Source organism: Enterococcus sp. CWB-B31 (assembly GCF_020567645.1).
GTDB lineage: Bacteria > Bacillota > Bacilli > Lactobacillales > Enterococcaceae > Enterococcus_L.
The window spans coordinates 100,694-114,197 of the sequence record NZ_JAJDJW010000008.1 but is presented as its reverse complement, the minus strand read 5'-3'; the positions used below and the strand labels follow the sequence as shown (position 1 = coordinate 114,197).

Annotated in this window: 4 protein-coding genes and 1 pseudogene; all 5 read right to left on the bottom strand. The window is 42.5% G+C overall.

Annotation, left to right across the window (positions count from 1 at the left end; translation table 11 throughout):
* Positions 1 to 11: 11 nt before the first annotated feature.
* The 5 genes and pseudogenes from LI954_RS09220 to purH all read right to left on the bottom strand — a co-directional run bounded on the left by LI954_RS09220 (position 12) and on the right by purH (position 13,503).
* Entirely contained in the window at positions 12 to 9,260 is a 9,249-nt protein-coding gene (locus LI954_RS09220; RefSeq protein WP_229444318.1) for a polymorphic toxin type 33 domain-containing protein, read from the bottom strand.
* Between the two features lie 3 nt (positions 9,261 to 9,263).
* Positions 9,264 to 9,671, bottom strand: a complete 408-nt coding sequence (locus LI954_RS09215) for a hypothetical protein (RefSeq protein WP_229444317.1) — start codon at positions 9,669 to 9,671, stop codon at positions 9,264 to 9,266.
* 500 nt (positions 9,672 to 10,171) lie between these two features.
* Positions 10,172 to 10,526: pseudogene (locus LI954_RS16345) on the bottom strand (IS3 family transposase); the annotation flags it as partial.
* Positions 10,527 to 10,677: 151 nt separating this feature from the next.
* Positions 10,678 to 11,943, bottom strand: coding sequence for a phosphoribosylamine--glycine ligase (gene purD, locus LI954_RS09210; RefSeq protein WP_229444316.1), 1,266 nt, complete (start codon positions 11,941 to 11,943; stop codon positions 10,678 to 10,680).
* 18 nt (positions 11,944 to 11,961) lie between these two features.
* Positions 11,962 to 13,503, bottom strand: coding sequence for a bifunctional phosphoribosylaminoimidazolecarboxamide formyltransferase/IMP cyclohydrolase (gene purH / locus LI954_RS09205; RefSeq protein WP_229444315.1), 1,542 nt, complete (start codon positions 13,501 to 13,503; stop codon positions 11,962 to 11,964).
* Between the last annotated feature and the right edge of the window lies 1 nt (position 13,504).

The window sequence follows — 13,504 nt, the reverse complement described above, 5'->3', positions numbered from 1 at the left end:
ATCTATCTCCTTTATTTAATATATTCTCCTGTAGGAATTCCTTCACCTTGTCCACCTTTCCTATATACCCACAACTGTCCAGTATCTTTATCAATATAGATGTCATATTGAGCAAGATTTTTAGTTGTTCCTAAAGCATCTGCTTTTACTTCATGGGCATCAAATCCATTTCTTTTCAAGTAATTGTCTTTAGCCATTTTTATATTGGTAGGCTCTTCGAAATCCCCACCACCATCTCCACCAACAATGTTTTGAATGACATTTTGTCCGGCTTCAATGGCATTTACTCCTGCACCAATAGAGATTGAACCTCCTGCTACAACCAGTGTAGCTCCTGCTGCCATTCCCGGTACAGTCACCGGTGATGATGAACCCCCTGATAGAACAGTTCCTGCTCCACTTCCTGTAAATAAGGCTCCTCCGCCTGTCACAAGTAAGGTGCCACCTACACCAGTCACCAATGAAGAAGTGAATTCTCCTACATTGTAAGCTAAACTGTTGTTGCCTCCGCTTAAATCTGCATGGATAGCTTCCCCTGTAATTGCTTCTGCTATTGCTTTGCCCGGATTGGAATTAGCCAGTGAGTTGATGACTCCTGCTACTGCACCCTTACCGAAATCTGAAATAACTCCGCCAACTGTTTTGCCTACATTAGAAATCGCTGTACTTGCACCTTTCCACAACGTGCTTGCACCTTCACACATTTTACGAATCCGTGCTTCTGCTTTCACACGTGTTTCTTGGGCAACTTGAATCGCATACTCACGTGCCTGTTGATAGGCGATTTGGGCTTGTTGGGCTTTCGTTGCGACCCACTGTGTGGCTTGTCCAGCATAGTGATTGACTTGATTGCTGACATATCGAACCCCCTGCGAGGCGTAGCTAACTGCCGCATTATAGGTTTGCTGAACCGTTCGAACCGCACTGCTGCCATAGCTGACTGCCTGACTTACAGCTCGCGAAACTGTATTTACCACTCGCCGAACCGTATTGACAACGGTGTTAACGACTTTTTTCACCGTATTAACAACTGTCTTCACAACTTTTTTCACCGTATTTACAACTTTCTTCGCCACATTCTTCGCTGCATTAACGGCTTTACTGATCCAACCCCAACGTCCGGCATCGTCACGATACATGAACGGATTATTATTGGCGTACGTGTATTTGTTCTGAGTCACTGGTTTATCCTGCTGACCAAGTACGGTGTCTTGCTGAGTGAAGCGACCAGTGGTTGTATCATATTCTCTGGCACGCAGGTGCTGCTGCTTCCAGTTGTCATGGTACTGACTGCGGTAGCCTGCTTGGTTGTCGATTCGTCGTTCACTGCGACCGAATTCCTGATACAGGTTGCTGGAATACAATCTGCCAGTTGCTTTCTCCGTCTGAGTGATGTTGCTTCCCAAACCGTCTTGATGATAATTATCCAGATCGTCTCCGATCGCGGTTCCTCGATCATCATAAAACAGTGTAGCTTCCTCAGTCGTTTTGATTCGTTGGTCGTAGGAAGTCGTTGTCATTTGTAAGGGACTGACATACTCCTGCGTATAGTCATTGATATACTGGATCATTTCGATCGTGTGATCCTTATCCAATGCTTTTTTCATTTTTTCTTCTTTGACTTCTCGACGCTTCGCTTCATGATCGATCCGCCAAGTTCGATCTTTCATTGGCAGGCAGAATAGTGAGAATTTTGCTGTTAACGCATCCTTCAACGTAACATCGCTGCTGCTTAAACGCAGCTGTGCTTCTCTATCCGTGCCCTTCATCCATTCCATCATATCTGTCTTCAACTTGCGGTCGTTTTCTGTTCCGGTCGTTTTAGACACACGATTACCTAAAGCATCGTAATAATAGAATAGCTGTTTGCCCCACGTACTGCTTTCTTGAATCAAACGTCCTTCTGCATCATAGACATAGCTGGTCACTTCCCCGGAAGTACTTTGTTTTTTACTCACATGACCGTTTGCATCATATTCGTAAACAGCACCTTTGTCACCGGTGATTTCTTCCAACTGATTGTCCGCATTGTGCGTCCATTCCTGTGCGCCCTTAGACTTGCCATTGACTTCTTGTCTTACACCTACCCGATTCCCTACATTGTCGTAAATATAGTAGGTGACTCTGGTCGTCTTGCTTTCTTTCTCCGTCGCTTTGATCAGTTGATCTTCTTTGTCGTACTCATAGGCTTTCTCCAGCGAGAACTTCGGATACTTGAGTGTTTCATTGATAAGATTGCCGTTTTCATCATACGCATAAGTTTGCTTGGATTGTTCCTGACCATGGATATCAAGCGTGACTGCTTCACTGATTTCCCCGGTTGCCAGATAGCTATACATGGATTTCGTGCCGTTCGCATATTGGATTTCCAAAATTTGTCCAAGTCCGTCGTAGCGATATGTCGTTTCCCCTGCTGCATCCTTGACTTTGGTCAATTGGTTTTTCTTGTCGTATTCATACGCTGTTTTTGTACCATTTGGATAGTGGATCTCTGTACGACGGCCAAAAGCATCGTAAGCATAGCCCACTTCTTCTCCTGTGTTGGTCACAGCCTTCGTCAAGTCGCCAAATTCATTTCGCTCAAAGTTGAGCGTATGACCTGTCGGCAGTTGATCCTTGAATGCCTGCTCTTCTATTTCACTAAAATCAAAGGTGGTCGTAAGAGCCGCTTCTGTCAGCTGATCACTCTCGTCATAATTAAAGACAAAATCCTGATTGTTCATCTGTTTCCCAACCATACGGTTTAATTCATCATAGCTGTAAGCGATCGTTGCCCCGTCTGCTTTGGTATTTTCAGATAACTGTCCATCCAATCGATAGCTATAGGTTTCTTTTTTCCCATTTGCACTGATCAGACTTTCCAGCTCTCCTACTGGTGTGTATTCTAGCTTGGTCTGCCCATTGTTGGCATCGGTAATAGTTGTCAGATTGTCCTGAGCATCATACGCATAAGTGGTCGTTTTTTCCAAGCGGTTGGTCATTCCTGTTAAACGGTTGACTTTATCATAGGTAAAGACCTGACTCTGCTCTTTCGCATCAGTGATTTTCGTCTGATTGCCGTTGCCGTCATACGCAAATGTTTGCTTGTTCCCGCGCGCATCTGTAATGCCGGACACTTGATTTCTGCTGTCGATCGTTTGCTTCGTCACAGCTCCTGTTGCGTCGGTGGTTTGAATCAACTGATTGTTTTTATTATACGCAAAGCTGGTCGCAAATTCGAGCGGATCTGTTTCTTTTAGTAGATTTCCGTTCTTATCATACGTATAAGTCGTATGCGCATCGTTTGGTGCGATCATTTCCTTCACGTTGCCTAAGCCATCATAAACAAAGGCTGTCTTGTTGCCGCGAATATCGATCATGTTTTGCACACGATCCAATAAATCATATTCGTACTGAATACTCGTTTTATTCGGATAGGTCATACGAGTCATACGGCCTGTTTTATCATAGGCATAGCTCGTTTCCTGTGTGCCGGCCTTTACTTCTTTCGTTAACTGGCCAAATCGATCATACGTATACGTGTTTAACGGCTGCTTATGAATCGCATCAGAAATCTCCGTTAATTGAGAGAACTTGTCATAAGCATACAGTTTTTCATAGCCCTTCGCATTGATTTCACTCGCCAAGGTCCCATCATCATTATACGTATAGCTGGTTTTTGCTCCGGCAGCATCTGTGATGTTCGTCAATTGATTGCGTAGGTCATACGTGTAGCTGGTTTTACGATTAAGCGGATCGATGGTTTCAACTAAATTATTGCCAGCATCGTACCCATATTTCGTCAAATTCCCTTTAAAATCACTCTCCGTTATTTTTCGTCCGGCACTGTCATACGTGAAGACTTGCTTGAAGCCTTTAGCATCGACTGTTTCCACCAAACGATCTAACGCATCATAGCCATGTGTTGTTTCATTGCCCTGAGCATCTATTTCCTTCGTGATGTTACCATTAGCATCATAGCTCTGCTTGCTGACAGAACCTTGTGCATCTTTGGTTTCGATGACTCTGCCTAACGCATCGTAAACGAAGCTGGTTTGTCCATTGTTTTCATCGGTCAACTGGATCATTTGCCGATTCAAATTGTACTGATAGGATTTCGTATCTTTTCCATTATTGATTTCTTTGATCAGATTTCCAACGTTATCGTACTCATAGCCGACACTTCCGCCGTTATGTTTTTGGACTGCTATCAGCTGATTACGGCTGTCATAAGTGTTTGCTTCAATCGTTCCCTGAGGACTCGTCGTTTGGATCAGCTGACCAAGTGCATCATAGCCATAGGAGGTTTTATTTCCGGCGATATCTGTTTCAGCAATCAGCTCTCCATACGCATTGTAAGCATATGTCTCTTGTCTCTTCTGACTATCTGTCACACACAATAACTGTCCCATCACATCATAAGAATACGTTTCTTCCTGTTTTGTACTGTCGGAGACTTTAATAAGATTACCCATTTTATCGTATGAATACTTGGTCACAACACCCATCGGCGTGGTTTCTTCCACTAGCTGATCGGCTTTATTATAGACATAGGTCGTGACTCTACCCAAAGAATCGGTCAGACTCGCTACATTGCCGCCTTCATCATAGGCAAAGGAAGTTTTATTTCCTAGAGCATCAGTCATCGTTTTGATTTCATTGGTTTTGGTATAGCCGTATGTCGTACGGTTGCCCATTGGATCTGTTTTTTCGATCAGGCTGCCATTCTTATCATACTTGTACTGTTCAATTGCTCCTGTTGCCCATACTTGGGTTTCCAGCAGGTTTAAGGCATTGTAGGTATACAAGGTTTCTGTCTTATCCGGTCCTACTTCCTTGACCTTATTGCCATTGCCATCATAAGCAAATTGATAGACCGCGCCATTGGCTTCCGTAATTTTCAGCACATTGCCTTCGCCATCTGATTCGTATAACGTTTTTGTGCCATCTGCTGCAATACTTTCTTTTACAAACCCTCCGGCATCGTAGGTGATGCCCGTCTTTTGACCCAGTGCATTCGTTTCTTCTGTTCGATTGCTCCGACTGTCAAAGGACTGTTTTGTTTCTCTATCGCCATCTTTGACTGAAATCGGCTGGTGCTGCTGATTATAGGTATAGGTCGTTATTTTTCCACCCTTGTCCTTTTTCGTCAGCAGATTGCCGGATGCATCGTACGTATACTCTTCCGTCGTCTGATTCGCAAAGATGATTTTAGTCGGTGAGCCATTGGCTGTTCGTTCATAGGTCGTGATATGTCCAAGGCTGTCTTTTTCTGTTGCTACAAAGTTGTTCACATCATACGTATAGGTCGTCGTCTTCCCATTTGGCATAATTTCCTTTGTGACATTTCCGGATTTATCATACTGATATTTTGCTTTCGTGCCGTCGGGAAACTCTATTTCCGTTCGTTGATTCAAAGCATTGTAAGACATCTTCTTCAAATTGCCGAGATAGTCGCTTTCAGTAATTACATTGCCGTTGCCGTCATAGCTGAAGGTTTTCATCCCTCCGACAGCATTAGTCTCGCTGATGACTTGCCCGATCGCATTGTAGCTATAGCTTGTTTTGTTGCCATTAAAATCGGTTTCGCTGGTTTGATTGCCTTCACTATCATAGGTGTAGGTCTTAAATTGTCCATTGAAGTTGCTTTCTTTTGTCAGCTCACCACGTGCATTACGCTCATAGGATTTTGTTTTGCCATTCCCATCTGTTTCCGTTAACAAAAGTCCACGCGCATCATAGGTATAGCTTCGGATCAATCCGGAAGCATCTGTCTCGCTCGTCAAGTTTCCATTTTCATAGGTATAGCTCGTCACTTGGCCCAAAGCGTTGGTTGCTTTGATTTTCTCACCTGATGCGTTGTATTCAAAATGAGTCGTGTGTCCGTTTTGATCGGTCAGCGAGAGCTCATTTCCTTTAGCGTCATAGCTATACTGAATGGTATTGCCTTGACGATCCGTCTCAACAAGCGGTTGACTCCATTCGTTGTAAGTCGTTGTTTCTTTCGTTCCATCTGAATAGCTGGTGCTGGTCAGATTGCCTTTTTCATCATAACTGTACGTCGTTTTTTGACCATCTCGATCGGTAAACGCCATCAACTGGTACTGATCATTGTAGCTACTCGTTTCAGTCGTACCATCTGCATATTCGATTTTTGTTGGTTGATAATGGTCATTGTACGTAGTGATCGTTTTATTGCCGTTACCATCAATTGTCGTGGTTGTTCCTTTACCATAAGAAAGTGTTACGACATTTCCTTCGGCATCGGTTTGTTTGATCACACGGTTTTCTTTGTCATATTCATTGGCATAAATCGTTTTACCGTCATCGCCAGCATAGCTCAGCATGCGGTGCTGATCATCATAGCCATAGGTAAATTTCTTACCTGATGCGTCAACGACCTTAATTAAGTCTCCCGCTTCGCTGTAGGAGTACTGGTTCTTGGTTCCATCCGGGAAAGTAACTTCTGATAAATGTGCATTGCCATCCCATTTGAATTGCAGCTTCTTCCCGTTAAATAGTTTGATTTCCTTTAAGAAGCCTGTTTCGCTATCGTAGCTGTACTCTTTCTTCATGCCATTGCTCGTCTGGATCGAACGGATCTGGCCTGTCGCATCAAAAGTATACGTCCATTTTTTCTGTGTATCCTTCAAAACAAATGTCCGTTTTTCCACTTCATCTACAGTCTCCATTACCTTGCTTAGTTCGTAAGGCAACGCACCTTCAACTATATAACTGCCATTATCTTTCCGAGTGAAAAAGACCTTGCCGCCGTCATCCAGTGTCAGCATCATGCTTTTATCTGCCAGTTGATTCAAACTAAGCAGCTGATTCAAGGTCCAATTTCGTCCGATTGGACTATCCTGTCCTTCGCCCATTGCATTATACGTTCTGGTAAATCGCTCTTCTACTTCATTGTCATACCACGTACCGTCCGTCATCTCGTACAAAAGATTTCCGCTGCCGATATTGATCGGTTCAAAGTTGAACTGGCAGTGCTTCCCACGTCCCATAGATAGAGAATCCAATCGGATCTTTTCTGCATCTGTCAAAGGTTTTGGCGTATACGCTTTTCCGGCATTCTTTTTCGGGTTGCGGATAAACACAACATTTCCTTGTGTCAGCATCTCATCCTTCATATTGTTATCTCTCATGAAGCTGGCTCGATTTTTTTCTAATCCATAAAAGGCCAGTAGTCGAGACAAGGTGTCCTGACTGGAGACTTTATACAATTGGAAGTTGTCATAGGTTTTTTCCGCTTTATCATTTTTCCCGTTTTTATTGTACGTAACAGTCGCTTCTGCCTGATAGAGATGATTTTCTTTCAATACAGTGGTCAATAATTCCTTGGTTTGCCAGTTGCTGGACAAATCCAGATACCGTTGCGCATCCTTAAATAAAACCGGATAATTCGGGTATAGATAATCTCGACCGATCGATGGCTCTGTTCCGGTATAAATCACTTTGTTGCTATCGTTTTTGTCTTTTAAACGATACGTGATTTCTGCTTCCGGACGTCCGATTCCATCAAGCCCAAGCGCCGTGAACTGTACTAGCCCATCATTGTCGCTACGGACGAATGGTCGTAGTTTCAAGGTTGTTTGATCCAGGGGCATATTCTTGTCGATCGGTGGTTTTTCACGATGCTCTAAAACAACATATGGCTCTCCACCTGTCCAGCCTTTTCCACCAAACAATTCTGCCTGTGAATACGGCATTTCATGCGCCGACATCTTGTTGTTTTTCACCAATACCCCATGATTGTCTAGCCCATTTTTCCAATCATTCGCCAATGTCGTAATATCGAAATCGACCCAACGGTTATTGGTATCGATCCCTGCCATTTTTGTTTCTTTCCCATCTTCATAAGCTGGTGGACCGTAGGGGCTGCCCAGTTGTCTGATGAACTTGTCATAGCTCAAAGAAGAGAAAGCACCAACATCTTTTGTTATTCCAGCAGCTTCAAAAAATCGAGTGACGACTTTACCATTGCCATCTTTTGCAGTATCACCCCAAAAGCCGGGATCACCGACACGCTTCATTTTCAGTGTAGCAGACATGATTTCATGCTGCTTGCTGATTTCTTTAAATTTCTGATTAGGAATTTTCAGTACACCATAGGTCTGAAAATGACCCGCACCATCATCGCCGGAGCTGTAGCCATTGTCATAACCGATCATCATATACGGCTGAAAGGCATAGCTCATTTTATCGTCATATTGACGAATACTTGTAGAGTCAACACCATTGACAGTGACCTTTGTTAATGGCATCACCTGCAGTGAAATTTTTGCCTGTTTTGCCTGTTGTACTTGTGCCTCTTTGATTTCAGTCACCTGAATAGTTGCCGTTTCTTCATCAAAGGTATAGTTCAAAGGTGCGATTAGATCATTGTCCAGATTTAGCAGCATTGGCAGCGGAATAACCTCAGTCAACTGCTCCTGTTCATAAATCCCAATGATTCCTTTCTCCTTCTCTTCCTTCGCTGTTTTTCCTTCAGATAACTGTAGCTGGTAACGAATAGTTTGAAGCGCTGAATCTGCGTCTACATATTGCAAGAACTCAACCAAACCATCGTGCATCGCGATTTCTACCGGCTCCGTCTCTTTATCTGAAGCTAATAAAATACGGTCTTCCTTTACTGTAGAGACCTCATAGGATTCCTTTGGCAGAACGATTTCCACAGCCTCTTTTTCATCCCTGATCTGAACCGGTGTTTCTGTCGTCACTGTTTTCGGAACAACCACTGGTACATCTCCTGTACCCGTGATAGCTTCTGCTTCCTCAACAAACGCCGTCGTTATTTCCTGCCAGTTGCCTTGCTCGTCTTGCTCATGGATCGGACGAGTAAATAGGATCGTCTCACCTTCACCTGTCTCAGGATGGATAAAGGTCTTTGAATAATCGCTACGATCTTCCAGAACCTCTTCCTTCCCTGCTTGAAGCGCATTTTCTTTTATTTCCTCTACTGTGGATCGTTCTGAATTTTCAAATTTTTCTGAAATTTCATCTGATACCCCATTGTTTCCAGTCTCAGTTGAAGAATCAGCTTCTGGTGACTCTTCTGACTGTTGCGCCTGTTCCAATTTATCCTGTACATCTTGTGGAAGCTCATCCTTTGTTACTTTATCCCCTTCGGTTAAAGGAGGATGACTCGCCGTCGATTCTGACGGAAGCACTTCTTCCGCAAATGCCGGTACCAATCCCCAAGGAACCACTGCCCCAAACTGGAAAAACACAATAGAAAAAATTACCACTTTTCTCCAATTTTTCTTTTTCATTTTCTACTCCTTCAAATTTTCTTCTGTGTCCAAAATTCCTTGATAAATTTTATCTGCTTCTTCATAATTTTTCTTGTGAATCGCTGTCGCCATGCTCTTAATGTCTTTACTCAATAAACGATAGGTTTCATAAATCGTTTGGTCTTCTTCTGACAACAGTTTTTTGTAGCTTGATAATTTTGCTTTATCCCCAATAGAATTGAATTTTGTTGCGACTGATTTTAAATCTGTTACATATTCTTTGTACTGAATACTGCCATCGGCCTTCATATCCACCCAAAGCTGATAATTCTCCTTAAAATCAGATTCCAAATTAAAAATCTTTGTCTCAATGTCCCCTGCCTTTTTTGGTGCACAGGCACTTAAAAGAACAACAAACACTAGACATACCCAAATATACTTCTTTTTCATTTTCTCCCCTCCTTCTATTTTTTTACTATACAGTAGTCTTCATAGGTACTGCATATTTCTATAATTATAAAAAAACTAGTAAAAGTCAATATAATTATTTATTTTTGATAAAATAATCATTCTTTGGTTAAATAATTTTGTGAAATAACATTTTTTAATTTTAGGATGAAACTACTCATTCATTTGAATAAAGAGATCTCGAGTGTCTAGTTTAACTAATTATTGGTAGAAAGGAGTTTTTACACGTTGAAGCAATGAAATATATCTTCTGTACAAAAAAGGCCTCTACAATTTCCGCTGCAGAGAACCAATGAAACTTACAGGCTGCCATCATGGTTAGAGTAGATACAAACCAAACTGTTGGCACATTTCCTAATGCTAGAATCAATCGTATCATAGACCTCTAATGATTCACGATTCGAGCATTCTCTATTTAAGTGATTCGCAATCGTTGATTGGTTGACTGAAGTGGTAGGATTGCGAAATTTCGCCTTGGTATAATTGGACTTCAAGTCGCGTATCTTCATGATATTTCCAATTTTTATTCGGTTTGCAATTATCCCTCGGCGAGCGAGAGCGACTTTGATTTTGTGCGTACCATAATTCCTTCGGCTATTCTCAAATTCTTCGGTGACGGCCTTTTGAAGCTCCGATTAACAAGGGTGTTTTTCGATTTGTAATAATAGGATTGCCAAGAAATATGGGAGAGTTTGCATATCGCTGATATGGAGTATTTGTGCTTATTAGCATTAATTACTTGTCTTTTCATCCAAATATCAGCGCCGCTTGCTTTAAAATATCATTCTCTATTTCCAGCTGCTGATTTCGCTTTCGAAGAGCGACCAATTCTTTCTCAGAGTGCTCCTTTCACTTCTAAAAAAATATTATTTTATAAAGTGTTCTCTATTTTCAAAAAAATAAGAGGTACCAATTTCTTGGCATCTCTTGAAAACATTGATATATCGATGTTTTTAACGTTATCCTCTTATTTCAGTTGAAATGTTCTCTATCTCAACGCCTTACTGCCTATATCATGACGATAAAAGGTACCCGCAGTATCTACTGAATCGAGCAGTTCGTAGACCTTTTTTTGTGCTTCTTCCAGCGTGTCTCCCTCTGCTTCAACCAGATACACACGTCCTCCTGAAGAAACCAATTGTTGAGCTTTTTCATCCACTCCAGCGTAATAAATTCGCTGACCATCAAGCAATGAAAACTCTGGCAATTGGATGCCTTTTTCATAATCACCCGGATATCCCTCTGCAGCGACAACAACACCCAAGCTAAAACCGCTCGTTTTCCAATGAATATCGGGTGTCCGCTCATTAAGGAGATCATCAATAATTTGAACAAGATCACTCTCCAGTCTTTGCAAAACAACCTGTGTTTCCGGATCGCCAAAGCGTGCATTAAATTCAATTACTTTTGGTCCATCCGCCGTTGCTATCAATCCGGCATATAAAATGCCTGTAAATGGACAACCGTCGCTGACCATTCCTTTGGCAGCAGGCTTTAAGACTTTTTCAATTGACTCACTGATTAATTCTTCACTGATTTGCGGAACCGGGCTGTACGCCCCCATCCCACCAGTATTAGGTCCAAGATCCTTTTCAAATACCCTCTTATGGTCCTGTGCGACAGTCATTGGATAAACTTCTTCTCCTCTGACAAAAGCCAGCAATGAGTATTCTTCACCAGCAAGAAAATCTTCAACGACCACTTTTGCGCCGCTCTCTCCAAAGCGATTGTCCTCAAGCATATCATGCAAAGCATCTGCCGCTTCTTCTACTGTTTCAGCAACGACAACGCCCTTGCCTGCAGCCAGTCCATCTGCCTTAATCACAATTGGTGCGCCTTTTTCTTCAACATAGGCTTTCGCCTGGTCAAAATCAAAAAAAGTCTGGTGTCCTGCTGTTGGAATATCATACTTATTCATCAGGTCTTTTGCAAAGTCTTTGGAGCCTTCGATCATTGCTGCTGCTTTATCAGGACCAAAAATCTTCTGTCCTGCTGCTTTAAAGTCATCTACAATCCCGTTCAATAAAGGAACTTCCGGACCGACAAACGTCCAGTCAATCTTTTTCTTCTCAGCAAAGTCAATCAGTCCTGAATGATCGTCTTCCTTCAGATCCACCAACTGAATCCCATCCTTTTTCATCCCGGGATTTCCTTTAGCGCAGAAAACACTATCCACCAGCGAACTTTGCATAAATTTTTGTGCGATGACATGCTCTCTGCCACCGCTGCCGATCACTAATATTTTTAAGCCCATGATATCCTCCCTTGTTAATCAGTGTCTGAAATGCCTGACATCTGTAAAGACCATTGCAATGCCATATTTATCCGCCATATCAATTGATTCCTGATCCCTGATACTGCCGCCCGGCTGTACAATTGCTTTAATTCCATGCTTTGCTGCATATTCCACACTGTCTCCCATTGGGAAATATGCATCACTTGCCAATACTGCATCAGATACTTTTTCACCTGCCTGCTCGATAGCAATTTGGACAGAACCTACACGATTCATCTGTCCTGCGCCAATCCCCACAGTCTGATGATCATTCGCCAAAACAATCGCATTGCTCTTGACATGCTTCACAGCTTTCCAGGCAAATGCCATTGCCGTCATCTCTTGAGCTGTCGGCTGACGTTTTGTCACAACTTTCCATTCCTCAGGATCTTCTTTTACAACATCCTGATTTTGAATGAGCAAGCCACCTAAAACAGTTACTTTTTCATCATCATGGGCCTCGTCTTTATGCGTAAAGTCCAAAGTCATGAGGCGTAAATTCTTTTTCTTTGATAAAATCGCAAAGGCTTCATCTGAGAAGCCGGGAGCAATAATAATCTCTAAAAATAATTCATGCATTTTTTCCGCTGTGGCTTGATCAACTTCCCGATTTAACACAATAATACCACCGAAAATTGATACTGGATCTGCAGCATAGGCATTATTATAGGCAGAAAAGATATCTTCACCTATCCCTATCCCACATGGATTCATATGCTTAACAGCAACAACAGCGGGCTGATCAAATTCTCTGGCTATACGAATTGCTGCGTCGCCATCCTTAATATTATTGTAAGAAAGCTCTTTTCCATGCAGCTGTTTCGCACTGGCAATTGAAAATGGAACAGGCAGTGCATCCTGATAAAAGGCTGCCTGCTGATGACTATTTTCTCCATACCGCAGAGGCTGCTTCAATTCATACGTAAATGTCAGTGTTTCCGGTTCGGATTCTCCCACTAAATCTGTTAGATACGTACCAATAAGCGCATCATATGCCGCAGTATGACGAAAAACTTTCGCTGCGAGCTTTTGCCGTGTTTCAAAGGTTGTTTCCCTTTGGCTTTGCAGCTCTTCCAAGACAGTACTGTAATCCTTCGGGTCTACTACAACAGTGACAAACTGATGATTCTTTGCTGCACTTCTCAGCATACTTGGACCGCCGATATCAATATTTTCAATTGCTTCAGCAACAGAAACATCCGGCTTCAAGATTGTTTCTTTGAATGGGTACAGGTTTACGCAAACAATATCAATCGGCTGAATGTTATGCTCAGTCATAGCTGCCATATGATCGGGCAGATCACGACGACCAAGCAGTCCTCCGTGGATTTTAGGATGAAGTGTTTTTACTCTTCCGTCCATCATTTCCGGAAAATCCGTAACTTCTTCTATGCCAATCGTTGAAATGCCTTCTTGCTCCAGCATCACTTTCGTTCCACCTGTTGAAATGATTTCTATCCCCAATTCTGTCAGCTTCCTGGCAAAATCTGCTACACCTGTCTTATCTGAAACACTGATTAATGCTCGCTTTGTTGTCATG

Coding starts and splice junctions, on each gene's coding strand:
- LI954_RS09220 (WP_229444318.1), bottom strand. CDS start 9,260: ATGAAAAAGAAAAATTGGAGAAAAGTGGTAATTTTTTCTATTGTGTTT.
- LI954_RS09215 (WP_229444317.1), bottom strand. CDS start 9,671: ATGAAAAAGAAGTATATTTGGGTATGTCTAGTGTTTGTTGTTCTTTTA.
- purD (WP_229444316.1), bottom strand. CDS start 11,943: ATGGGCTTAAAAATATTAGTGATCGGCAGCGGTGGCAGAGAGCATGTC.
- purH (WP_229444315.1), bottom strand. CDS start 13,503: ATGACAACAAAGCGAGCATTAATCAGTGTTTCAGATAAGACAGGTGTA.